This is a genomic window from Pseudomonas sp. NBRC 111138 (assembly GCF_001320835.1).
Lineage (GTDB): Bacteria > Pseudomonadota > Gammaproteobacteria > Pseudomonadales > Pseudomonadaceae > Aquipseudomonas > Aquipseudomonas paracarnis.
Genome location: NZ_BCBO01000096.1, coordinates 84,789 through 109,010 on the forward strand (window position 1 = coordinate 84,789; position 24,222 = coordinate 109,010).

Sequence of the window (24,222 nt, forward strand, 5' to 3'; positions counted from 1 at the left end):
AAGCGCGGCGCCTATGGGTTTTTCGCGAGCAAGCTCGCTCCTACAGAGGCAATGACGCAGGCTCAAGCGTGTCCAAACCGCAGTATCACCCGGCGGTTGTGCTTGCTCTTTTTCTCGATCTTCTCGCAGAACACCCGGCCGATTTCCTCGGTATTGAGCACATGGGTACCGCCGCAGGGCTGGATATCGATGCCGGGGATTTCAATCACCCGTACCGAACCGGAGACCACCGGCGGCGCAACCGCCTGAGTGCGGGTGATCTGCAGCAGGGTCGCGTACTCGGTGGCAGGCATCGACAGCGTTTTCACCGCGTGGGCCTGCTCGATCAGGGCGTTGAGGTCACGGGTGAGGTCGTCTTTGTCCAGGGTCATCTCCGGCAGGTCGAAATCCAGTCGGCCTTTATCCGCACTGATGCTGCAACCGGTCACGGGCGCGTCGATGAGGGAGCACAGCAAGTGCAGGCAAGTGTGCATCTTCATGTGCTGGTAGCGCCGCTCCCAATCCAGCCCGGCGTCGACCTGGACGCCAGCGGCCAACTGTTCGGGGCAGTGATCCACCTGGTGCCAGATGATCGAGCGCAACACCGGATCGCGCACGGTGCCTGTCACCTCGACCCGTGTGCCATCGGCCAGGGTGAAGTGGCCGGTATCGCCTGGTTGCCCACCGCCGGTGGGGTAGAACAGGGTGTGCTCCAGGGCGATACCTTGTTCGCTGACGGCAATCACCCGGGCGCTGAAGGCGTTCTGGTAGGGCGCGCTGTCAAACAGCGCCAGGGTTTCCATGGTATGCACGGACATGTTCAACCTCCGACGATCAATGGGGTGGCTTGCAAGAGGTGGCGCACCAATGCGCTCAAGCCAGGGGGAGAGAGCAGGGTGATTTCAAATTCCGGCCCGCACACCTTCAGGTTCAGCGGCAGGCGTGGCAGTTGCTCGTCGTTGTCGAGGCGACGCAGGCGAAACTGCAGGTGGTGCCGCTCTTTCACCGTGGGTTCGAGCATCAGCCCTTGCAGCGGATGAAAGTCGGCGTCCAGCACGGTGACCTTGTGGCCGGCACTCACTTCGCCCACCACGTGCAAGCGCTCATCCAGGGCAAAGGCGCCGAGGTAGTTGCTGTGGTCCGATTCATCGTTTTTCTGCAGTTGGATCTGGTTGACCACCTTGACCTTGGTGCCTGCCGGCACGTCCTGGGTAATCACGCAGGAGGGGCTGATAAACACGTTATCGCCGATCGAAACATAGCCCAGCACCCGGGCGCCGGCGCCGACTTCGACGTTGTTGCCCAGGCGCGGGTGGCGTTTGCCGTCCGGGTTGTTGGCAATACCGCGCGCACCCAGGGTCACGCCGCAGAGGATATAGCAGTCGTTGCCGATCACGCAGGTCTCGCCGATGACCGTGCCGTAGCCATGGTCCAGCACAAAGCGCCGGCCGATGCGCGCTGCCGGGTGAATCTCGGCGCCGGAGAGAATCTTGCCCTGGTTACTCAGTTTGAGGGCCATGCGCGAAAAATCGCCGTGGTCAGCGGCCTGGAAATGCCACACCAGGTGCGCAAGGCGGTAGAACAGCACGGCCTTGAACGAGGCGTAGGATTCCAGGATCAACTCACCGCGCCCACGGGACGCGGGGTCGCGATAGGCATAGGCAATCAGGTCCTCGGCCACCGCCTGGGCGGCGGTCTGGATCAACGGTGCCAGGTGCGGCTCCAGCTGCTTCATCTGTCTGGGCGTCAGGGTGGTGATGAGGTGGGTGAGCAACTCATCGTGCAGCTGTTGCATGTCGATAAAGCCCCCCATGGAGACACCCCCGTACATTGAATGGTTGGAAGCCCCGTTATTCGAAACTGGGCAGGTAGCTGTCGGCATTGTCGTAGACCATGGTCAACACCACCGTTTCAGGCGGCAGTTCGGGGGCGAGTTGGGCGATGGCAACCATGTTGGCGGCCGAAGACAGCCCCAGGCTGATGGCATCGGTGCGCATGATGCGTTTGATCATGTCCAGGCAATCGGCGTGCGACACCTTGAGCATGCCGTCGATCACGTCCAGGTTGAGGATGCTGGGGATCAGGCCAATCGACAGGCCCTGGATCCCGTGCGCTGCGTGTTGGTCTTTGAGCAGGTCGCACTCTTCCGGTTCTACACCCATCACCCGCAGCGCTGGCCAGGCGGCCTTGAGGGTTTCGCCGATACCGGTGATGTGTCCCCCGGTGCCAATGCCGCTGACGAAGTAGTCCACGCGCTGTTCACCGAAGGCGCGAAGGATTTCCGGGGCGGTGGTGTCGCGGTGGGTTTGGGGGTTGGCGCCATTGCGTTGCTGGTTGAGCATCACGTAGTTGGGGTTCTCCAACTGCAGCTCCATGCACTTTTCGCCGTGGGAGTTATTGCCCAGGCGACTGTCGGACAGCACTACCCTGGCGCCATACAGACGCAGCAGTTTCTGTTTTTCCGGGCTGTAGTTGTCAGGGATCACCAGCACTACTTTGTAGCCCAGCACATTGCCGGCCATCGCCAGGCCAATGCCGGTGTTGCCGCCACTGGGTTCGATGATGGTCTGCCCGGAATCACGGATCAGCACGCCGCGGCGCTCGGCATCCAGGATCATGCCCAGGGCGATGCGCGCCTTGTGGCTGCCGCCGGGGTTGAGGGACTCCAGCTTGGCGTAGACCTCGATGCCGAGGTCTTCGGAAAACTGGGCCAGACGTACGATCGGCGTTTGGCCGATGACGTCGAGGATGGAGTTATGCAGCATCAGCACGTCCCCACTTTCAGTACAACGGCATGTCAGGTTCGACGTCGCGAACCCAATGTTTCATGCCACCCTGGAGGACTTTGGTGTTGGCAAAGCCGGCCGCCAACAGGGTGCTGGCGGCTTGCTCGGCACGGGCGCCTGCGTAGCAGATCAGGTAGTGGGTGTTGTCGCGGCTCAAGCTCGCGAGCTGTCCATCCAGTTCTGCCAGCGGGATATGCACCACGCCGGGTAATTTGCAGACCTCCAGTTCGCTGGCGTCGCGCACGTCGAGCAATACATCGGCGCTGCTGGGGTGTTCAAGCACTTGCTTGAGCACCTGGGGCTTGATGTAGCGTTCCGCGGCCAGGGAGGGCAGGCTCGGTACGGCATCGGCGCAGGTGGCCGGCGCGACGGTTTCGCTATGGCGCAGGTCCGAGCAGCAGGGGCAATCAGCGCGGCGCTTGAAGCGGATTTCGCTGAACTTCATCGCCAGCGCGTCGAAGCGCATCAAGCGGCCGGACAAGGGTTCGCCAATACCGATCAGCAATTTGATCGCCTCGGTGGCCTGGATCATACCGACCACGCCCGGCAACACGCCGATCACACCGCCCGCGCTGCAATTGGGTGCCAACTCTGCGGGTGGGGCCTTGGGGAACAGGCAGCGATAGCACGGCCCACCTTTATAGTTGAGCACGCTGATCTGCCCGTCGAAACGGTAGATAGCGCCGTACACCAAAGGTTTGCCCAACTGCACACAGGCGTCGTTGACCAGGTAGCGGGTGTCGAAATTGTCGGTGCCGTCGATCACCAGGTCATAGGCGCCCACCAGTGCCAGGGCGTTGTCGCTGTTGAGCGCGGTGTTGTACGCGTTGATCTGGATATGCGGATTGAGGTCCAGCAGGCGCTGCTTGGCGGACTCGACCTTGGGCATGCCCAGGGTGCTGTTGCCATGCACAATCTGGCGTTGCAGGTTGCTGCTTTCCACCACATCAAAGTCCACCAGCCCCAGGGTGCCGATGCCGGCCGCGGCCAGGTACAGGCTGATGGGCGAGCCCAGCCCGCCGGTACCAATGACCAGTACCTTGGCTTTCTTCAGGTTCAATTGGCCTTCGCGGCCCACGCCCGGCAGGGTGATGTGGCGCACGTAGCGCTGCACTTCTTCGTTGCTCAGGGTATCGATGTTCATGCCACCTGAGGTGGCGAGCAACACTTCGATCCGGGATTTCGGCGGCAGGGCTTCATCGGCTTCGATCAGCGCCTCCTCGGCGGTAAACAGGAAGTGTTCCTTGAGCTGGTTGTTCTTTTCATGGAACAGGTGCTGACGCAATTGGGGGTGATGGGTGCAGAGATTTTCAATGACTTCGCGCAATGTCGATCCGGCGCCCTCAAGGGTCGATTCCGGCAGCTTGGCCACGCGAACCAGAATGTCGGGGAAAGAGACAGCGTTCATGGACAACTCCGTGTGCAGGTCGTTGAAAGGTTGAAGGGAGAAATGCTTGCCATCCCAGGCAAACAGCTTGGAGCCCAGGGCCTGGCCCTGGCGGACATCCACCACCAAATAGCTGACGGGGAAGATCGGCTCGCCCAGAAACAGTGCCTTGTCCTGGTCTTCGTCACTGAAATAGGCGCCCACATCCGGGTGTGAGTGGTAAATCACTACCACCGGGTTGTCACTGCGAAACGCCTTGTTCATCAGCAGGGTGTCGGCCACCGAAAAGGTGTAGCCATTGGCCGCGCTGCGTGGGTACATCTCGGGGTTCTTGCGGTGCAGCTCATTCTGGATATTGCTGCCCAGGTACACGCTGCCGTCGGCGAAGACGAAACCACAGCACTCCTCGGGATAGCTGCGGCTGGCGTGGGCGTAGATCTGTTCCAGGGCGGTAGGGCGGAGGACGTCCATGTTTCTCTCGCGTTGGTTGAGGGTCACTTTTTCTTGGCCATGAGTTTTTCGATCGGCAATTTGGTGATCGCAAAGCCGGCCAGCAGGATCGCCGAGTACAGCATCAGGTCGCGGGAAATTTCCACGCCTTCGTACCAGGCTCCGATGATGACCGCGAACACCGGGAAGATGATGAAGACGAACGACAGGATGATCGGGCTCAGGCGCTTGAGCAGCATGAAATACACAATGAACCCGCCCACCGAGGCCACCAGCCCCAGGTAGAACAGCGCGCTCCAGGAGCGCAGGGTAATGGCGTCGAACGTCGGTGTTTCAAACCACAGGCCGGCCAGGAACAGCATCAGCCCGGCAATGCCGATGGGCAGGGTGTTGTAAGTGATGACGCTGATGGCGCTGCCTTTTTGTTTGGTAATGACATAGCACAAGGCGTGCATGATCGCGGCGCTCAGAATGGCCAGTACCCCGAAGAACTCGGCGTGGTCCAGATGCAGGCCCTGGCTCTTGATGATCATGTAAAGGCTGCCGAAACCAATGCCGATGCCGACCACCTGGGAGAAATAGATGCGCTCGCGCAGGAACAGCGCGGAGAAGATCAGGATGAACACTGGCATGCAGCTGAACAGCAGGGCCGTGAGGCCCGACGACACATGCATTTCGCCGTAATTGAGCAAATAGTAGGGAACGCTGAAGTAGGACAGGGTCACGAATACGAAGAACCAGCGGCTTTCCCGGGGAAACAGGATCGGCTCACGGCGCACCATGGCAAAACACAGGAACAGCGGAAACGCGATGAGAAAGCGCAGGCCGGCAGATGTCAGCGGCGGCACGCTCTCGACGGCGATCTTGATGCCCAGCCACGTAGTGCCCCAACTCAGGCACACGATAAGGAACATCACGCTGGTCACCAGCCCGGCGAGCCACTGTTTTTGCGTTTTTGTTTTTGCAGTGTTTTCGAGAACGGCGGACATTGGCATCGTTTATTGCTTCCCTGGGCCGAAATTGAACTCTATATTGAACTTGTAATGAGTTATGTTTATCGGCGATTGAACCCGTAAAAGCACACTATTAGGGCGAAAGATGGCTGTCAAAACAAATATTGACATGGTGTCAATTATGCGTGAGGGCCTGTCCAACGGGCAGGGCGTGAAGTACAAGCGCCTGTCTGATGTGATGGAACGGGGCATCCTCGAAGGCTTGATTGAACCGGGACGAAAACTGCCGCCCCATCGGGTGCTTTCCGACAATTTAGGCGTGACCATCGGCACCATCAGCCGGGCTTACGGTGAACTGGAACGCCTGGGCCTGGTGGTTGCACGGGTAGGTGACGGCACCTTCGTGCGCAAGCGTGGGATGGAGCGCCAGCGTGATGAGGGCTTTCGTAATTTCAGCGAGGAGCCGCGCCAGTACTTCGACATGAGCCGCAACATGCACATTCCCGGGCAAGAGACGGTGTTTCTCGCCCAGAGCTTCCAAACCCTGTCGACCAACGCCAAGTTCCTCCAGGACATCAGCGCCTACACCCCCGACGCCGGCCTGCCGCGTTACCGTGAAGCGGGCGCGCAATGGCTGGTACAGCGCGAGTTTCATCCGATTCCCGAGCAGGTCATCTGCGTCAACGGCGGCCAGCACGGCTTGCTGTGCGCCATGATGGCGTTGCTGCGTGCTGGCGATACAGTGGTGACCGAGCAACTGACTTACCCAGGGCTGATTACCGCCGCACGCATGTTGGGGGTGCGGCTGATCGGCCTGGAGATGGACGAGGAAGGTGTGCTGCCCACGGCGCTGGATGAGGTCTGTCGCAATCACCGTATTTCGGCGTTGTACTGCACGCCGACTATCCAGAATCCGACCACCGCTGTGTTGTCGGTGGCGCGCCGCGAAGCCTTGGCCAGGGTGTGTCGCGAACATAACCTGCTGATTCTGGAGGACGAAGCCCACGGTGTGCTGGTGGAGGACCGTCCGCCGCCCCTCAGTTATTTCGCGCCTGAGCGTACGATCTTGATCAGCAGCCTGAGCAAGGCGGTATCGGCCGGTTTGCGGGTGGGCTACGTGCATGCGCCGCCGGCGCTGGTCAGTCGCATTTCGGCGGCGTTGCGTTCGACCTGCTGGATGGCCACACCTGTGACCCTGGAACTGGCGACCCAGTGGATTGAAAACGGCACGGCGGAATATTTGTTGCGTCAGCAGATCAACGAGATCAGCCGTCGCAAGACGCTGGTCGAAGATTTATTGACCGGCCTGGCCTATCGCACCCACCTCAATAGCCCGCACTTCTGGATCGAAGTACCGGAGCCCTGGCGGGCCTCGGAAATCGAGGCAGAGCTCAAGCAGAATAATTACCTGATCGCCACCGCCGAGGCGTTTGCCGTGGGGCAGACGGCGGTGCCGCAGTTTATTCGGGCGAGTATCTGCAACACGTCGGGTGATGATCAGTTATTGCGCGAGGGGTTTGATGCGCTGGCGACGGCGTTGGGGCAGGGGGGCGGGCGGTTTCATCTGTAAATCCGCGTTACCGTTGCTCGTTTCCACGCTCTGCGTGGGAATGCATCTTGCGACGCTCCGCGTCGCTATTGCGGGACGCGGAGCGTCCCAGGCGGCGTTCCCACGCAGAGCGTGGGAACGATCAGATCAGGCGACAGAGATCACTTGAAGCGCCGCTCCACACCCTTCTCCACCAGAATCTTCGCCGAAATCTCTTCCACCGAAAAATGCGTGGAATTGATGTGCGCAATATTCTCCCGGCGAAACAGATTTTCTACTTCACGCACTTCAAATTCGCACTGGGCATAGCTGGAGTAGCGGCTGTTGGGCTTGCGTTCGTTGCGGATGGCGGTCAGCCGGTCCGGGTCGATGGTCAGGCCGAACAGCTTGTGTGAATGCGCGCGCAAGGCGGCGGGCAGGGTCAGGTGCTCCATGTCGTCTTCGGTCAGCGGGTAGTTGGCCGCACGAATACCGAATTGCATGGCCATGTACAGGCAGGTGGGGGTCTTGCCGCAACGCGACACGCCCACCAGGATCAGGTCGGCCTTGTCGTAGTAGTGGGTGCGGGCACCGTCGTCGTTGTCGAGGGCGAAGTTCACCGCCTCGATACGCTCCATATAGTTGGAGTTATGCCCGATGGAATGGGATTTTCCGACGGAATAGGACGAATGTTCACTCAACTCCTGTTCCAGCGGCGCCAGGAAGGTAGAGAAAATGTCGATCATGAAACCATTCGACGTTGCGAGAATCTCACGAATGTCTTGATTGACGATGGTGTCGAAAATGATCGGGCGAAAACCGTCTTTTTCAGCCGCCAGATTGATTTGTTGTACCATGGCCCGCGCTTTATCCACGCTGTCTATATAAGGCCGGGTGAATTTGGCGAAGGTAATGTTTTCGAACTGCGCGAGCAGGCTCTGGCCCAATGTTTCGGCTGTGATGCCGGTGCCGTCGGAAATAAAGAAAGCAGATCGTTTCATTTGAGCCCTGGGCCTTAAGCTGATGGCGAATCTTGGATATGATAGGCGCGATTTTGCCGTCCCGCAGTGGGCCGCATTCTCACTTATTTTCCAGGTCCAGGCCACAAGCGCTGGCGTTAGCTCCTACTGAGCAACCCGCGTCCTGAGCTTTTCCAACACAGAAAGTGGAGAGATCACCTTGGTAGAGTACGTAGTTTCCCTCGATAAGCTCGGCGTCCATGATGTAGAGCATGTGGGGGGCAAGAACGCATCCCTCGGCGAGATGATCAGTAATCTTGCAGGCGCTGGTGTCTCGGTGCCCGGTGGTTTCGCCACCACGGCCCAGGCTTACCGCGACTTCCTCGAGCTGAGCGGCCTCAACGCCCAGATCCACGCCGCGCTGGACGCCCTGGACGTCGATGACGTCAACGCCCTGGCCAAGACCGGCGCCCAGATCCGCCAGTGGATCATGGAAGCCGAGTTCCCCGAGAAGCTCAACGAAGAAATTCGCACCGCCTTCGCCACTCTGTCGGCCGGTAACCCGGACATGGCTGTTGCCGTGCGTTCCTCTGCCACCGCCGAAGACTTGCCGGACGCCTCCTTTGCGGGCCAGCAGGAAACCTTCCTCAACATTCGCGGCGTCGAAAACGTGATCCGCGCGGCCAAGGAAGTGTTTGCCTCCCTCTTTAACGACCGTGCGATTTCCTATCGCGTACACCAGGGTTTCGACCACAAGCTGGTGGCCCTGTCTGCCGGTGTGCAGCGCATGGTGCGTTCGGAAACCGGCACTGCCGGTGTGATGTTCACCCTGGATACCGAATCCGGTTTCCGTGACGTGGTGTTTATCACCGGCGCCTACGGCCTGGGCGAAACCGTCGTACAAGGCGCGGTCAACCCCGACGAATTCTACGTACACAAGGGCACCCTCGAAGCGGGCCGCCCGGCCATCCTGCGCCGTAACCTGGGCAGCAAGGCCATCAAAATGATCTACGGCGATGAGGCCAAGGCCGGTCGCTCGGTCAAAACCGTTGAAGTCGACAAGGCCGAGCGCGCGCGTTTCTGCCTGACCGACGCTGAAGTCAGTGAGTTGGCCAAACAAGCGATGATCATCGAAAAGCACTATAAGTGCCCGATGGACATCGAGTGGGCCAAGGACGGTGACGACGGCAAGCTGTACATCGTGCAGGCTCGCCCGGAAACCGTGAAGAGCCGCACTTCGGCCAACGTCATGGAGCGCTACCTGCTCAAGGAAACCGGCACCGTGCTGGTGGAAGGCCGTGCCATTGGCCAACGCATTGGCGCAGGCAAGGTGCGGATCATCAAGGACGTGTCCGAGATGGACAAGGTCCAGCCGGGTGACGTACTGGTTTCCGACATGACCGACCCGGATTGGGAACCGGTGATGAAGCGCGCCAGTGCCATTGTCACCAACCGTGGCGGGCGTACCTGCCACGCGGCGATCATTGCCCGTGAGCTGGGGATTCCGGCAGTCGTGGGTTGCGGCAACGCCACCCAACTGCTCAAGGATGGCCAGGGCGTGACCGTTTCCTGCGCCGAAGGCGATACCGGCTTTATCTTCGAAGGTGAGCTGGGCTTCGATATCAAGCAAAACTCCATCGACGCCATGCCCGACCTGCCGTTCAAGATCATGATGAACGTCGGCAACCCGGACCGCGCCTTTGATTTTGCGCAGTTGCCGAACGCCGGCGTGGGCCTGGCCCGCCTGGAATTCATCATCAACCGCATGATCGGCGTGCACCCCAAGGCACTGCTGAACTATGACGGGCTGCCGCTGGACATCAAGGAAAGCGTCGACAAGCGCATCGCCGGCTACAACGACCCGGTAGGTTTCTACGTCGAGAAACTGGTCGAAGGCATCAGCACCCTGGCTGCGGCGTTCTACCCGAAAAAGGTCATCGTGCGCCTGTCGGACTTCAAGTCCAATGAATACGCGAACCTGATCGGCGGCAAGCTCTACGAGCCGGAAGAAGAAAACCCGATGCTGGGTTTCCGCGGCGCCTCGCGTTACATCAGCGAAGCCTTCCGTGACTGCTTCGAGCTCGAATGCCGTGCGCTCAAGCGTGTGCGCAACGAGATGGGCCTGACCAACGTCGAGATCATGGTGCCGTTCGTGCGCACCCTGGGCGAAGCGAGCCAAGTGGTGGACCTGCTGGCCGAAAACGGCCTGACCCGCGGCGAGAACGGCCTGCGGGTGATCATGATGTGCGAATTGCCGTCCAACGCCATCCTGGCTGAAGAGTTCCTGGAGTTCTTCGACGGTTTCTCCATCGGCTCGAACGACCTGACCCAGTTGACCTTGGGCCTGGACCGCGATTCGGGGATCATCGCCCACCTGTTCGACGAACGTAACCCAGCGGTCAAGAAGCTGCTGGCCAACGCCATCCAGGCTTGTAACAAGGCTGGCAAGTACATCGGTATCTGCGGCCAAGGCCCTTCGGACCACCCTGACCTGGCCAAATGGCTGATGGAGCAGGGGATCGAGAGCGTCTCGCTGAACCCCGATTCCGTGCTGGAAACCTGGTTCTTCCTGGCTGAAGGCCAAGCGTCCGCCTAAGGTCGCGTGGTCAAAAGTGCCGGTCACTCGTTGCGGGTGACCGGCATTCTTATCTGTACAGGGCGGGAATCCTTGCGGACGCCGCCCTTTTTTGTGCAAGAGCATTATGCAAAGCAGCAGCCATCTGTTTCCTGTCGCCCTGATCAGTGCTGAACGTCGCGGCGACCTGAGTGAAGACGTCTACCGGCTCAAACCCGGTAACAGCCCGGACGGCACCGTCGAGCTGGCGGTTACCCGTTTGGGCCTGGCCGATGTCCCGGAAAACCGGGGCACGCCGATTATTTTGTTGCATGGCAGTTTTTCCAACCGGCGTTTCTGGTATTCGCCCAAAGGTATCGGCCTGGGGGCTTACCTGGCGCGTCGCGGATTTGATGTGTGGATCCCGGAAATGCGCGGCCATGGTTTGTCCAAACGCAATCAAGACTACGCCAGAAACCGTGTCGCCGATTACGCGCGCTACGATTTGCCGGCCGTGGGGGCGTTTGTGTGTGAGCAAAGCGGGCAGATTCCGCACTGGATCGGGCATTCCCTCGGTGCCACTACCCTGGCTGCGGCCTTGGGTGGGCGGCACTTGGATGCATCGGGGGTGGCCTCGGTGGCGTTGTTCGGCTGCCAGGTCAGTCGCACCCACTGGCCGTTGAAAATTCCACCGGTGGAGTGGAGCGGTCGCTTTATCCTCAAGCGCCTTGCCCATCTGTCCGGCCCGCGCTTCAAGCGTGGGCCCGAGGACGAGCCGGCCGGCGTGATGATCGAAGCGATGCGTTGGAACGGCCTGTTCGGCCGGTTTGGCGATGCCGAGCATGACTGGTGGAAAGGCTTGGCGCAGGTCGATGTGCCGCTGTTGGCGGTGAGCGCAGCGGGCGACCGGCAAGACCCGGACTGGGCCTGCCGCAAGCTCTTCGAGCAAGTGGGCAGCGAGCATCGCCAGTACCTGTGCCTGGGACGTCAGCAAGGTTTCAGCGAGGATTTCGGCCATGTGCAGATGCTGGTCAGCAAAGCGGCCCAGGCCCAAGTGTGGCCTTTGGTCGAGCGTTGGTTGAACGACCCGCTGACACCCTTGTTGGGTACGCAGCCCGAGGTGTCCGCAGCGGTTTGACGAAACGCTCTACCAAGGGCGTTTCACTCTTGAATGGTTGCGGCTAAGATATGACGCGCCACGCGCTTCTGGTCATATTCAGTCGCGTAACGTGTATTGCGTTGCGCTGATCGTGGTTTGATCATGGCCGCCGCCCACCCGCAGGCGCTTAAAGAATGCCTGTCGCGGGGCGTTTTCTTGATGTACACCGTGGATGTTCGACCTCTTCTTTGATGACAGGAGTTTCTCGATGAACCATTACGTGACCCCCGACCTGTGTGACGCCTACCCGGAGCTGGTGCAGGTAGTGGAGCCGATGTTCAGCAACTTCGGTGGCCGAGACTCCTTTGGTGGCGAGATAGTCACCCTCAAATGCTTCGAGGATAACTCGCTGGTCAAGGCGCAGGCTGACCTGCCGGGCGCTGGTAAAGTGCTGGTGGTAGACGGTGGTGGTTCGCTGCGCTGCGCGTTGCTGGGTGACATGATTGCCGAGAAAGCCGCGAAAAATGGTTGGGAAGGGCTGGTAATCTACGGGTGCATCCGTGACGTAGACGTCATCGCCCAGACCGACCTGGGTGTGCAGGCCCTGGCCTCTCATCCGAAAAAAACCGACAAGCGCGGCCTTGGCGACCTGAACGTGCCGGTGACATTCGCAGGCGTGACGTTCCGCCCCGGTGAGTACATTTATGCCGATAACAACGGGGTGATCGTGTCACCCAGCCCGCTGAAAATGCCTGAATAAACTGCCGCAACCGATCGGGGTGAGGATGTTCGAAGAAGAAAACGCGCAATGGGGGCTGGTGCATGCCCTGGTGCTGGACGGTAAAGGCGGTGCGCGTTCGATTGCCCGGACTGAGCTCGACGATTTGCAGTTGCAGCCCCAGGAAAGCCTGTGGCTGCACTGGGATCGCAGCCATCCTCAAACCCAGACCTGGCTGCGTAAATCCAGCGGCCTGAGCGAGTTTGCCTGTGACTTGCTGCTGGAGGAAAACACCCGCCCACGCCTGTTGCCGCTGCCGGACGCCGAATTGCTGTTGTTTCTGCGCGGGATCAATCTCAACCCAGGCGCGGAGCCGGAAGACATGGTGTCGGTGCGCATCTTCGCCGCCGCCAACCGAGTGATTTCCCTGCGTTTGCGCCCCTTGCGCGCTACCGATGAGTTGCTGGTGCAACTGGCAGACGGCAAAGGCCCCAGGACGGCGTCTGAACTCATCCTTTATATGGCTCAGTACCTGACCAACAAAGTGCAGGATCTGGTCGCTGGCTTGTCTGAAATCGTCGATTCCGAGGAAGAAAAACTCGATGCCGACGAACGGTATACCCCGGAGCACGGCAGCGTTCTGCAGATCCGTCGAAGAGCCGCCGGACTCAAGCGCTTCCTGGCCCCACAGCGGGATATTTTCGCCCAGCTGACACGAATCAAATTGGCGTGGTTCTGCGACGACGATGCCGACTATTGGAACGAACTGCACAACAGCCTGACCCGTTACCTGGAAGAGCTGGAATTGGCCAGAGAGCGCGTGGGGCTTGTGCTGGAGGCTGAAGACCGGCGCTTGAGCCTGCGCATGAACCGCACCATGTACCGCTTCGGGATCATCACCGGGATCTTCTTGCCGATGAGTTTTCTTACCGGTTTGCTCGGTATCAATGTGGGCGGCATTCCGTTCTCTGCCAGCCCTTATGGATTCATGATTGCGTGCCTGTTGATGGTGTCTGTGGCACTGGGGCAATGGTGGCTGTTTCGACGATTGCGCTGGGTTTGACCTGAATATGACCTGAACGTAAGAAAGGGCCGATGTGACCCGATGAATTTTACCCTCGTCTTTTAAATCACTTGCGAGAGGTCTCTATGCACGATCCGTTCGAACAATCTTTGCGTGACATGCTCAATGCTTCGCCATCCAACCGTGATGACGATGCCTGCCTGGGCCGCGTACTGAAAACCGCCAACCGTCAGGTAGGGGCGGGTGACCTGTTCGGTCTGCTCGGGCGTTGGTTGCCGGCGTTGATGATGGCCCTGAACAATGGTTCGGCCCATGTGTCACCGGTTTCCCGTCGTAAACCTCTTGCTAGCACTGCTGATAAGGCTGATTGAATATGGAACTTGATCTCTGGACCCAGAGCCTGGTCACCGCGATGACCGCATTGTGGACCAAGGTGGCGAATTTCATTCCCAACCTGTTTGGTGCCCTGGTCCTGGTATTGCTGGGTTTTGTCGTGGCCAAGCTGCTCGATACCCTGCTGTCCAAATTGCTCGCCAAACTGGGGCTCGATCGCCTGATGGCGGGCACTGGCCTGACCAAATTGCTCGGCCGCGCGGGGTTGCAAGTACCGATTTCGACCCTGATCGGCAAGATCGTCTATTGGTTTGTTCTACTTATTTTTCTGGTTTCTGCAGCGCAGTCCCTTGGACTTGAGCGAGTTTCAGCTACGCTCGACATGCTGGCACTGTATTTGCCGAAAGTTTTCGGCGGCGCGCTGGTGCTGCTGGTGGGGGTTTTACTCGCGCAACTGGCCAACGGGCTGGTGCGCGGGGCCGCCGAAGGCGTGGGGTTGGACTACGCGGCAGGCCTGGGGCGAATCGCACAGGGGCTGGTGATCATCATCAGTATTTCCGTCGCGATCAGCCAGTTGGAGGTCAAGACTGACCTGCTCAACCACGTTATTGTGATTGTTTTGATTACCGTTGGTCTGGCAGTTGCGCTGGCCATGGGGTTGGGAAGCCGGGAAATTGCCGGTCAGATTCTTGCGGGAATCTATGTGCGTGAGCTGTATCAAGTTGGGCAACAGGTGCGTGTGGGCGAGGTCGAAGGGCAAATCGAGGAGATCGGCACAGTCAAGACGACCGTGCTGACCGATGACGGGGAACTGGTGTCACTGTCGAACCGGATTCTCCTGGAGCAGCAGGTCAGTAGCCGCTAATCCGGCAAATCCTGCTAATGTACGCCGCCGCAAACCCGGGTGACCGGGTTGCAGCGGACATTGACCTGACTGTCGGCACGACTTGTTTTGAATAAAGCCCAAACGCTGTCCACGCGCTATGACCCCCGTGAGCTCTCTGATGAGGAGTTGGTCGCGCGCTCGCACACGGAGCTGTTTCACGTAACACGCGCGTACGAAGAATTGATGCGCAGGTATCAACGCACTCTGTTCAACGTTTGTTCAAGGTATTTGGGGAACGATAGAGACGCGGATGATGTCTGTCAGGAAGTGATGCTCAAGGTGCTATACGGCCTGAAGAACTTCGAGGGCAAATCGAAGTTCAAGACCTGGCTGTACAGCATCACGTACAACGAGTGCATCACGCAGTATCGGAAGGAACGGCGAAAGCGTCGCTTGATGGACGCTTTGAGTCTGGACCCCCTTGAGGAGGCGTCTGAAGAGAAGGCGCCGGCACCCGAGGAAAAGGGCGGACTTGATCGCTGGTTGGTGCATGTGAACCCGATTGACCGCGAAATTCTGGTGCTTCGATTTGTCGCAGAGCTGGAATTTCAGGAAATCGCTGACATCATGCATATGGGTTTGAGTGCTACAAAAATGCGGTACAAGCGTGCTCTTGATAAATTACGTGAGAAATTTGCGGGCGAGACTGAAACTTAGTGCGTAGCAAATATCTCTTACGTGTAGGCAAGTTCTGTTAGACTTGTCGCCGAGTTGTCCCCCGGTTTGTGGGACTGCTTTACAATCACCAGATGGGGATTTAACGGATGAAACTGAAAAACACCTTGGGCTTGGCCATTGGTTCTCTTATTGCCGCTACTTCTTTCGGCGTTCTGGCACAAGGCCAAGGCGCAGTTGAAGGCGAGCTGTTCTACAAGAAGCAGTACAACGATAGCGTTAAGCACATCGAAGACGGCTTCAACCCAGGCGCTCGCATTGGTTACTTCCTGACCGACGATCTGTCGTTGAATCTGTCGTACGACAAGACCAACCACACCCGTTCGAACGACGGCACTGGCAACCAGAAGATCAAAGGTGACACTGGCAGCCTCGTTGCTCAGTACCACTTCGGTCAGGCTGGCGTTGATAGCCTGCGTCCATACGTTGAAGGCGGTTTCGGCCACCAGAGCCGTACCAACGTTCAGGCTGACGGCCACAGCGGTCGCGACCAGACCACTTTCGCTACCATCGGTACCGGCGTGAAGTACTACTTCACCAACAACCTGTACGCTCGTGCTGGTGTTGAAGCTGACTACGGTCTGGACAACGGCAAGTGGGACTACTCCGCACTGGTTGGCCTGGGCGTGAACTTCGGCGGTAACGCTGGCGCAGCTGCTCCAGCTCCTACCCCAGCACCAGCTCCAGAGCCAGTTCCAGAGCCAGAAGCTCCGGTTGCTCAGGTTGTTCGTGTTGAGCTGGACGTTAAGTTCGACTTCGACAAGGCCGTTGTTAAGCCTAACAGCTACGGCGACGTTAAAAACCTGGCCGACTTCATGGCTCAGTACCCAGCTACCAACGTAGAAGTTGCTGGTCACACTGACTCCGTAGGTCCAGACGCTTACAACCAGAAGCTGTCCCAGCGTCGTGCTGACGCTGTTAAGCAAGTCCTGGTTAAAGACGGCGTTGCTCCTAGCCGTGTAACTGCTGTTGGTTACGGCGAATCCCGCCCAGTTGCTGACAACGCAACTGAAGCTGGTCGCGCTGTTAACCGTCGCGTAGAAGCGTCGGTTGAAGCTACCGCTCAGTAATTACTGAGTAGTAAAGAAAAGCCCGGCTCAGGCCGGGCTTTTTTTCGCCTGCGATTTGCCTCAGGCGCTTGCCGCAGCGGCGATGCTAGCCATCTGTGCGGCGCCGGCAACCTGGCCAATCACCAGGATGGCCGGGCTCTTCAGTGCAAAGGCTTTTGCAGCTTCATGCATGGCCGCCAGGGAGCTGCGGCATTCGCGTTGCTGGGGCAATGAAGCGTTTTCGATCATTGCCACCGGCATATCCGCAGCCATGCCGCCGTTGAGCAGCTGTTCGCGGATTTCTTCCAGCTTCGCCACGCCCATATATACCACCAGCGTGGTTCCACCCTCCGCCAGCGCACGCCAGTTCAAGCTACTGTCATCCTGGGTATGCGCGGTGACCAAGGTCACTCCACGGCTCACCCCGCGCAAGGTCAAAGGGATGTCACACTGGGTCGCCCCGGCCAGCCCTGAGGTGATGCCATTGACCAATTCCACATCGACTCCACGCTCGCGCAGCCAGGTTGCCTCCTCGCCACCGCGGCCAAAAATACACGGGTCACCGCCTTTAAGACGTACTACGCATTTGCCCTGGCGTGCATAACGCAACATCAGGCGGTGAATGAAATCCTGCGGTGTAGAGCGACATCCCCCGCGCTTGCCAACGGTAATCACCCGAGCGCTGGCGCAGTGTTCCAGTACTGCCGGGTTGACCAGATCATCAATCAGCACGACGTCCGCTGCCTGCAGAGCCCGGACCGCTTTCAGGGTCAGCAACTCCGGGTCACCCGGTCCTGCGCCTACCAGCCACACTTTTGCGCTCATGTTGTTCCCCTTACACACTGATGGCGATTGGCTGCGGGTTGCTGGCCAAAAGACGTTTGATTTCCGGCACGCAGGAGCCGCATTGGGTGCCGCAGCCCAGGGCCTGTTTGAGGCCATCCAGGTCCAGGCCGCTGCCGATACCGGCGCACACGGCGTTTTCGCTGACGTTCTTGCAGTTGCACACAATCTTGTTGCTGGCCGTTGCACCGCCCGGCGGCGCGCTCAAGGGCGCCAGCAACCAGCGCCGCAGTTGCTCGTCGGCCCGGCCTTCCAGCCACAGGCTTTGCAGCCAGTGACGGGCCAGGGTTTCGCCGGCCAGGCGCAGGGCGGTGATGCGACCTTTCTCGATTTTTACGCGCTTGCCGATTGAGCGGCGCGGGTCGTCATAGGCCATTACCGGGCCGTCGTTGAGGCCCAGCAGGTGGTCGATACGGGTCAAGAGTTGCAGGTCGGGCGCCTCGGTATGCGCGGCGCGCACCAGCAGCGCGGGGCGTTCACGGCCAGCCAGGCTCAGGCTGACGTAGGCAAAGGTTTCACACAGTGGGCGCAAGGCTTCGAAGTGTTGCTGTACATCGCCTTCGATCAGCGCAAACAGCTGCCACGGCAGTTGCACTGCTTCCAGGCGCACGCCGCTGTGCTTGAGCTCCGGCTGCTTGGACAATGGGTCGAACGCCGGTTGAGTGAGGGTATTGACGCCGCCCTTGAGAAAGCGGTCGCCCCAGTGCATGGGCAGAAACGCTTGGCCGGGACGCACACTGTCATCGCTGCCGACGACGACGATCACGCTGCCGCGACGGCTTTTCAGGCTGACCAGGTCACCCTCTTTGAAGCGGTGGCGGCGTAGCTCATCCGGATGCAGGCTCAACAATGCTTCACTGACGTGCCCGAACAGCTGCGCTGCCGTGCCGGTGCGGCTCATCCCATGCCATTGATCACGCAGGCGACCGGTGATCAGGGTCAGGGGGAATCGCGCATCGCGCTGTTCCTTGGCGGCGCGGTAAGGCTCGGCGACAAATCGCGCCCGGCCCGTGTCAGTAGGGAAAATGCCGTTGGTGTACAGGCGCGACGTACCCGCTTGCGCACCCTCGGGAAACGGCCATTGCTGCGGGCCGAGCTGGTCGAGCAGGGCGTGGCTGATGCCGGACATATCCAGGTCACGGCCTTGAGTCAGTGGCTTGAATTCATCAAACAGCTGCGCCGCTTGCTCAAAGGCGAACAGGCTCGGCAATCCCGGACGCAGACGACGCTCCAGGCGCTGTGCGAAATCCACGGTGATCGCCCAATCCGCGCGTGCTTCACCCGGTGGGTTGATGGCGCGGCGCACGTGGGAAATACGCCGCTCAGAGTTGGTCACCGTGCCGTCTTTTTCACCCCAACTGGCGGCGGGCAGTAGCAGGTCGGCATAGGCGGCGGTTTCGGTGGTACGAAACGCTTCCTGCAACACCACGAACGGGCACGCTGCCAAAGCGGCGCGCACCGCGTTCTGGTCGGGCAGCGATTGGGCAGGGTTGGTACAGGCAATCCACAACGCCTTGATCTTGCCAGCCTGCCCCTGTTCAAACAGTTCGATGGCGGTAAGGCCCGTAGTCGCGGGCAGTTGTTCCACGCCCCAATAGGCCGCTACTTCAGCGCGGTGTTCAGGGTTGGCCGCTTCGCGGTGGCCCGGCAGCAAGTTGGACAGGCTGCCGGTTTCGCGCCCGCCCATGGCGTTCGGTTGGCCGGTCAGGGAAAACGGCCCGCAGCCCGGCCGGCCAATGGTCCCCGTGGCTAAATGCAGGTTGATCAACGCGCTGTTTTTGGCGCTGCCAGCGGTGGATTGGTTAAGCCCCATGCACCACAGCGACAAAAAGCTGCTGGAGGTGCCGACCCACTGTGCGCACAGGCGCAGCTGTTCGACGCTGATGCCGCACAGCTGCGTGACCATCTGCGGCGTGTAGTCATGCACCAGGCGCTTGAGTTCGGCCAGGCCGTCGGTATGGGCCTGGATAAACGCACGGTCGACCCAGTCTTCCCACAGCAGTAAATGCAAAATGCCGTGGAACAACGCCACATCCGTTCCCGGCAAGATGGCCAAGTGCAGGTCGGCCAAGTCGCAGGTGTCGGTACGCCGAGGGTCAATCACCAGCACTTTCATCTGCGGGCGTTGTGCCTTGGCTTGCTCCAGGCGTCGGAACAATACCGGGTGGGCGTAGGCCATATTGCTGCCGACGATCATCACGCAGTCGCTGTTTTCCAGGTCTTCATAGCTGCACGGCGGCGCATCGGCGCCCAGGCTGCGCTTGTAGCCGACCACCGCCGAAGACATGCACAGCCGGGAGTTACTGTCGATATTATTAGTGCCCACCAACGCCCGCGCCAACTTGTTGAAGCTGTAGTAGTCCTCGGTCAGCAGTTGCCCGGAGATATAGAACGCCACGCTGTCGGGCCCGTGTTCGGCAATCGTCTCGGCAAACACGTTGGCCGCGTGTTCCAGGGCGGTGTCCCAGTCGGTGCGAGTGCGCGCCAGTTCTTTGCCCAAGCGCAATTGCGGGTAAAGAGCACGGGCGCTCAAGTCGCCGGTCAGGTGCAGGCTCGCGCCTTTGCTGCACAACTTGCCGAAGTTGGCCGGATGGCTGGGGTCGCCTTGCACCCCCAGGATCTGTTCATCGTCATGCTCGATCAGCACGCCGCAGCCCACCCCGCAATAACAACAGGTGGACGCGGTGGTCTGGCGGTTCATCAACCCGCGTCCCGCAGGGCCAGCATCACCCGGCCGTTTTCGACCCGGGCTTGATGATGGTGGGCGCAGCCGATATCCGGGGCCTGGGCTTGGCCAGTCGCCAGGTCGATCTGCCAGTTGTGCAGCGGGCAGGCCACCCGCTTGCCGTAGATCAAGCCTTGGGACAGCGGCCCGCCTTTGTGTGGGCAGCGGTCGTCGAGGGCAAAGACTTCATCGTCACTGGTGCGAAAAATCGCAATGTCACCTTTCGGCCCGCTGATGATGCGCGAGCCCAGGGCGTTGATTTCATCGAGCGCGCAGATATCCAGCCAGTTCATAGCGAGACCTCCAGTTGTTTGACGGGGATCACGTCGAATTCCTTTTTCAGCAGCGGCTGTTCCAGGCGTTCCTTCCATGGGTCCTGCTCGAATGACAACGAGAACTGCAAACGCTCATTGAGGGCCTGGCGGCGGGCCGGGTCTTCCAGCACAGCCTTCTTGATATGCTCCATGCCCACCCGCTGCAGGTAGTGCACGGTGCGCTCCAGGTAGAAGGCTTCTTCGCGGTATAGCTGCAGGAATGCGCCGTTGTATTCGCGCACTTCCTCTGCGGTCTTCACCTTGACGAAGAACTCCGCGACTTCGGTCTTGATCCCGCCGTTGCCACCGATGTACATCTCCCAGCCCGAGTCGACACCGATAATGCCTACGTCCTTGATGCCCGCTTCCGAGCAGTTGCGTGGGCACCCGGAGACCGCCAACTTGACCTTGTGGGGCGACCACATATTGAACAGGTCATGCTCCAGCTCGATGCCCAGTTGCGTCGAGTTCTGCGTGCCAAACCGGCAGAACTCGCTGCCCACACAGGTTTTGACGGTGCGGATGGATTTGCCATAGGCATGCCCGGACGGCATATCCAGGTCCTTCCATACCCCTGGCAAGTCCTGCTTCTTGATACCGAGCAAGTCAATGCGCTGGCCGCCGGTGACCTTGACCATCGGCACGTTGTACTTGTCGGCCACATCGGCGATGCGGCGCAACTCCGAAGGATTGGTCACGCCGCCCCACATCCGTGGGACCACAGAGTAGGTGCCGTCTTTTTGAATATTGGCGTGGGCCCGTTCGTTGATCAGCCGCGATTGCGGGTCGTCCTTGGCTTCACCGGGCCAGGTGGAGATCAGGTAGTAGTTGAGGGCCGGGCGGCAGGTGGCGCAGCCATTGGGGGTGCGCCAGTTCAGGTAACGCATGGTGCTGTCGATGGTCAGCAGGTGCTGCTCGCGGATGGCCTGGCGGATCTGCCCGTGGTTGAGGTCGCTGCAGCCACAGATGGCTTTTTCACTTTTGGGTTTGACGTCGGCGGCGCCGCCCACGGTGTTGATCAGGATCTGCTCGACCAGCCCGGCACAGGAGCCGCAGGAACTGGCGGCCTTGGTGTGTTTTTTCACCTCATCTACACTGAACAGCCCTTGTTCCTGGATCGCCTTGACGATGGTGCCCTTGCACACGCCGTTGCAGCCGCAGACTTCGGCGCTGTCGGCCATGCTCATGGCTTTGTCCTGGCCTTGGTGGCCGACATCGCCGAGTGCATTTTCACCGAACATCAGATGATCGCGGATTTCACCGATGGCGTGGTTCTCACGGATCTGGCGGAAATACCAGCCGCCATCGGCGGTATCGCCGTACAGGCAGGCGCCGACCAAGATGTCGTCCTTGATCACCAGCTTCTTGTACACGCCGCCAATCGGGTCGGAGAGCGTGATGGTTTCGGTGCCTTCGCCGCCCATGAAGTCGCCGGCGGAGAACAGGTCGATGCCGGTGACTTTCAGCTTGGTCGAGGTCACCGAGCCCTTGTAAGTGGCAAAGCCCAATTGGGCCAGGTGGTTGGCGCAGACCTTGGCCTGTTCGAACAAGGGCGCCACCAGGCCATAGGCGATGCCGCGATGGCTGGCGCATTCACCGATCGCATAGATACGCGGGTCGTAGGTTTGCATCGTGTCGTTGACCAGGATCCCACGGTTGCAGGGGATGCCGGACTTTTCCGCGAGTTCGGTATTGGGGCGGATGCCGGCAGCCATCACCACCAGGTCGGCGGGGATGATGTCGCCATTCTTGAACTGCACCGAGCCGACGCGGCCATTGCCGGCATCGTGCAGGGCCTGGGTTTGCTCGCACAGGCGAAACACCAGGCCGCGACTTTCCAGTTCGGTTTGCAGTAGCTGGCCGCTGGTCTTGTCCAGTTGCCGCTCCAGCAGCCATTCACCGATGTGCACCACCGTCACGTGCATGCCGCGCAGCATCAGGCCGTTGGCCGCTTCCAGGCCGAGCAGGCCGCCGCCGATCACCACCGCATGCTTGTGGGTCTTGGCGGTGTCTATCATCGCCTGTGTATCGGCAATGTCGCGGTAACCAATCACGCCCTGCAAGCTGTTGCCGGGAATTGGCAGGATAAACGGCGTGGACCCGGTGGCGATCAGCAGGCGGTCATATTCGGCCTCGCTGCCGTCTTCGGCGATGACTTTGCGCTTGACCCGGTCGATCTGCACCACTTTGCGGTTGAGCAGCAGTTTGACGTTGTTGTCCAGGTACCAATCCAGGTCGTTGAGCACGATCTCTTCGAAGGTTTGTTCACCGGCCAGTACCGGCGACAGCAGGATGCGGTTGTAGTTGGTGTGAGGCTCGGCGCCGAACACGGTGATGTCGTACAGCTCGTTGCTCAGCTTGAGCAGTTCTTCAAGGGTGCGAACCCCGGCCATGCCGTTGCCGATCATCACCAGTTTGAGTTTTTTCATGTCGTTCTCCGCAATGGCTCGACAAATCGTGCGCAAACAAAAAAGGCATCCCCGCTAGTCAGCTAGCGAGGACGCCTTTGTCCTGGTCCCGTTCTCTCGGGAAGCTCGGCCCTTCGTCGTTGAAGGAGCGGCTATATGTGGGGTGTTGGGAACGTTAATGCAGCAGCTGTGCCAAGTCCCTATAGCCCAGGTTTACTGAGCGTTTACACAGAGAGTCGGCGCATTCTGCCCGTTAGTGGTGCATCAGCCAGTACAGCAGCACCAGATTGAGTAGCAGCGAAGCCAACGCCAGGGTCTGCCAGACTTTCAAGGGTTCGCGTTCGAGCAAAGGGCGTGGGCGTACGCTCAATTCGCGGCGATCGGCCTGTTCCAGCACCAACAGCCATTCTTCGGCGGTTTCATAACGTTGGGCCGAGACAGCGGTCACCGCTCGTTCCAGGCTGTGTGGCAACCATTCCGGCAAGTCGGGGCGATAACGGCTGGCGCTGACGGGTTGGGAAAACCTGGGCCGTTGGAAGGCCTCGATTTCACCGTAGGGGTAATGCCCAGTCAGCAGGTAATACAAGGTCACGCCGACGCTATATAAGTCCTGTTGTGCCGTAGGCTGCTCGCCAGCGAACGCCTCGGGCGCGATGAAACTCGGGGTGCCGGGCAGCAGGTGCGCACGGTCCTCGGAGAGCCCGGGGCAATAGGCCAGGCCGAAGTCCAGCACTCGCAGTTCGCCATCTTCTCCCAGCAGCAGGTTTTCTGGCTTGATGTCGCGGTGCAGGATCTGCCGGCGATGCAACAGGCCCACGGCGCGCAGCAAGCGTTCGGCAATCGACTGCCATTGTGCCAACGGCAGCGGGCCCTGTTGTTGGAACAGTTGGGCCAGGGTTTGCCCGGCGTATTCGCGCATCACGTAGTACAAATGCTGACGGCCACTGGCGGCATGCACTTCGGGAAAGGCCCGGCCGGCGACCCGGCGCAGAAACCATTCCTCCGATAACAAGGCCTGGGCGGCGTCGGTATCGTCGCAACGCAACGGCAAGGTCTTGAGCAGCCAGGGTTGCCCCTGGGCGTCGTGCACGCGGTACAGCAACGACTGCCGACTCTGCGCCAGCACGCTTTGCACCTGCCAGCCTTCAAAGGTTTGCCCGACTTTCAGCGGTGGCGGCAGTGGCCATTGCTGCAACTGCACCAAGGCGTCGCCGAGGGTGGCCGCGCCGAGTTGATCGATGCGCACCAGCAAGGCGCTGGCGTTGTCTTGACTACCCGCTAGGTGGGCGGCGTTGACCAGGGTGTTGACGGCCAGCTCGAGGTCGCTTTGTTCGCGCAGGATCGCGCCGATGCTGTGATCGCCCAGCGTGGCCCACACCCCATCGCTGAGTAGCAGGAAACACTCGCCCTCGCGCAATGGGCCATCGAGGAAATCCAGCACCAGATGCTGATCCAGGCCGAGGGCGCGCTTGAGCACATGTTGCATGCCCGGCTGTTCCCACACATGGTCTTCGCTGATGCGTTGCAACTCTCCGTCAAGCCAACGATACGC

Annotated in this window: 20 protein-coding genes; 9 read left to right on the forward strand and 11 right to left on the reverse strand. The window is 60.0% G+C overall.

Annotated elements, in window-relative coordinates:
• Positions 1-62: 62 nt before the first annotated feature.
• From APH41_RS18585 to APH41_RS18605, 5 genes are read right to left on the reverse strand one after another with little or no spacing between them, the layout of a single operon-like run.
• Positions 63-797 carry an alanyl-tRNA editing protein gene (locus APH41_RS18585; protein ID WP_054920641.1) on the reverse strand — a complete coding sequence of 245 codons (735 nt, stop codon included), beginning with the start codon at positions 795-797 and terminating at the stop codon, positions 63-65.
• Between the two features lie 2 nt (positions 798-799).
• Positions 800-1,792: a serine O-acetyltransferase gene (locus APH41_RS18590; protein WP_034128354.1), complete on the reverse strand. Its 993-nt coding sequence runs from the start codon at positions 1,790-1,792 to the stop codon at positions 800-802.
• A 37-nt stretch (positions 1,793-1,829) separates the two neighbouring features.
• The gene (locus APH41_RS18595) at positions 1,830-2,744 is read right to left on the reverse strand and encodes a PLP-dependent cysteine synthase family protein (protein ID WP_034128415.1); all 915 of its coding nucleotides are present in this window, start codon (positions 2,742-2,744) and stop codon (positions 1,830-1,832) included.
• Between the two features lie 16 nt (positions 2,745-2,760).
• Positions 2,761-4,623: a molybdopterin-synthase adenylyltransferase MoeB gene (moeB, locus tag APH41_RS18600; RefSeq protein WP_054920644.1), complete on the reverse strand. Its 1,863-nt coding sequence runs from the start codon at positions 4,621-4,623 to the stop codon at positions 2,761-2,763.
• 23 nt (positions 4,624-4,646) lie between these two features.
• Positions 4,647-5,591, reverse strand: coding sequence for a DMT family transporter (locus APH41_RS18605; RefSeq protein WP_019820549.1), 945 nt, complete (start codon positions 5,589-5,591; stop codon positions 4,647-4,649).
• Positions 5,592-5,700: 109 nt separating this feature from the next.
• Here APH41_RS18605 and APH41_RS18610 point away from each other — a divergent pair, with 109 nt between their 5' ends.
• A complete protein-coding gene (locus tag APH41_RS18610) occupies positions 5,701-7,125 on the forward strand; it encodes a PLP-dependent aminotransferase family protein (RefSeq protein WP_054897194.1) in 1,425 nt (474 codons plus the stop codon).
• 140 nt (positions 7,126-7,265) lie between these two features.
• On the opposite strand, the gene APH41_RS18615 is transcribed toward APH41_RS18610, so the two are convergent.
• On the reverse strand, positions 7,266-8,084 hold the full coding sequence (locus tag APH41_RS18615; RefSeq protein WP_003193298.1) for a pyruvate, water dikinase regulatory protein: 819 nt from the start codon (positions 8,082-8,084) through the stop codon (positions 7,266-7,268).
• A 178-nt stretch (positions 8,085-8,262) separates the two neighbouring features.
• On the opposite strand from APH41_RS18615, the gene ppsA reads away from it, so the two are divergent.
• From ppsA to APH41_RS18655, 8 genes are all read left to right on the forward strand, one after another.
• Positions 8,263-10,638 carry a phosphoenolpyruvate synthase gene (gene ppsA / locus APH41_RS18620; protein WP_003193296.1) on the forward strand — a complete coding sequence of 792 codons (2,376 nt, stop codon included), beginning with the start codon at positions 8,263-8,265 and terminating at the stop codon, positions 10,636-10,638.
• Between the two features lie 106 nt (positions 10,639-10,744).
• The gene (locus tag APH41_RS18625; protein WP_054897193.1) at positions 10,745-11,734 is read left to right on the forward strand and encodes an alpha/beta fold hydrolase; all 990 of its coding nucleotides are present in this window, start codon (positions 10,745-10,747) and stop codon (positions 11,732-11,734) included.
• Positions 11,735-11,963: 229 nt separating this feature from the next.
• Positions 11,964-12,455 (forward strand): ribonuclease E activity regulator RraA, encoded by a 492-nt coding sequence (rraA, locus tag APH41_RS18630; protein ID WP_014719488.1) that lies wholly within the window; start codon positions 11,964-11,966, stop codon positions 12,453-12,455.
• Positions 12,456-12,480: 25 nt separating this feature from the next.
• Complete coding sequence (locus APH41_RS18635) at positions 12,481-13,476, forward strand: zinc transporter ZntB (protein WP_054897192.1); 996 nt, start codon at positions 12,481-12,483, stop codon at positions 13,474-13,476.
• An 86-nt stretch (positions 13,477-13,562) separates the two neighbouring features.
• Positions 13,563-13,808, forward strand: coding sequence for a hypothetical protein (locus tag APH41_RS18640; protein ID WP_014719486.1), 246 nt, complete (start codon positions 13,563-13,565; stop codon positions 13,806-13,808).
• A gap of 2 nt (positions 13,809-13,810) precedes the next feature.
• On the forward strand, positions 13,811-14,635 hold the full coding sequence (locus APH41_RS18645) for a mechanosensitive ion channel domain-containing protein (RefSeq protein ID WP_003193288.1): 825 nt from the start codon (positions 13,811-13,813) through the stop codon (positions 14,633-14,635).
• Between the two features lie 87 nt (positions 14,636-14,722).
• Positions 14,723-15,313 (forward strand): RNA polymerase sigma factor SigX, encoded by a 591-nt coding sequence (sigX, locus tag APH41_RS18650; RefSeq protein ID WP_003193286.1) that lies wholly within the window; start codon positions 14,723-14,725, stop codon positions 15,311-15,313.
• Positions 15,314-15,420: 107 nt separating this feature from the next.
• Positions 15,421-16,401: an OmpA family protein gene (locus APH41_RS18655; protein WP_019820540.1), complete on the forward strand. Its 981-nt coding sequence runs from the start codon at positions 15,421-15,423 to the stop codon at positions 16,399-16,401.
• Positions 16,402-16,461: 60 nt separating this feature from the next.
• Here APH41_RS18655 and cobA read toward each other — a convergent pair whose 3' ends face one another.
• From cobA to APH41_RS18680, 5 genes are all read right to left on the reverse strand, one after another.
• Positions 16,462-17,205: a uroporphyrinogen-III C-methyltransferase gene (cobA, locus tag APH41_RS18660; protein WP_054897190.1), complete on the reverse strand. Its 744-nt coding sequence runs from the start codon at positions 17,203-17,205 to the stop codon at positions 16,462-16,464.
• A 10-nt stretch (positions 17,206-17,215) separates the two neighbouring features.
• A complete protein-coding gene (locus APH41_RS18665; RefSeq protein ID WP_054920647.1) occupies positions 17,216-19,924 on the reverse strand; it encodes a nitrate reductase in 2,709 nt (902 codons plus the stop codon).
• On the reverse strand, positions 19,924-20,241 hold the full coding sequence (gene nirD, locus APH41_RS18670) for a nitrite reductase small subunit NirD (RefSeq protein WP_014719483.1): 318 nt from the start codon (positions 20,239-20,241) through the stop codon (positions 19,924-19,926). Before nirD ends, APH41_RS18665 begins: the two co-directional genes overlap by 1 nt.
• Complete coding sequence (gene nirB / locus APH41_RS18675) at positions 20,238-22,691, reverse strand: nitrite reductase large subunit NirB (protein WP_054920649.1); 2,454 nt, start codon at positions 22,689-22,691, stop codon at positions 20,238-20,240. The genes nirD and nirB overlap by 4 nt, the downstream gene beginning before the upstream one ends.
• Positions 22,692-22,923: 232 nt before the next feature.
• Positions 22,924-24,222 (reverse strand): bifunctional protein-serine/threonine kinase/phosphatase (locus APH41_RS18680; protein ID WP_054920659.1); only part of this gene is annotated, 1,299 nt, incomplete at its 5' end.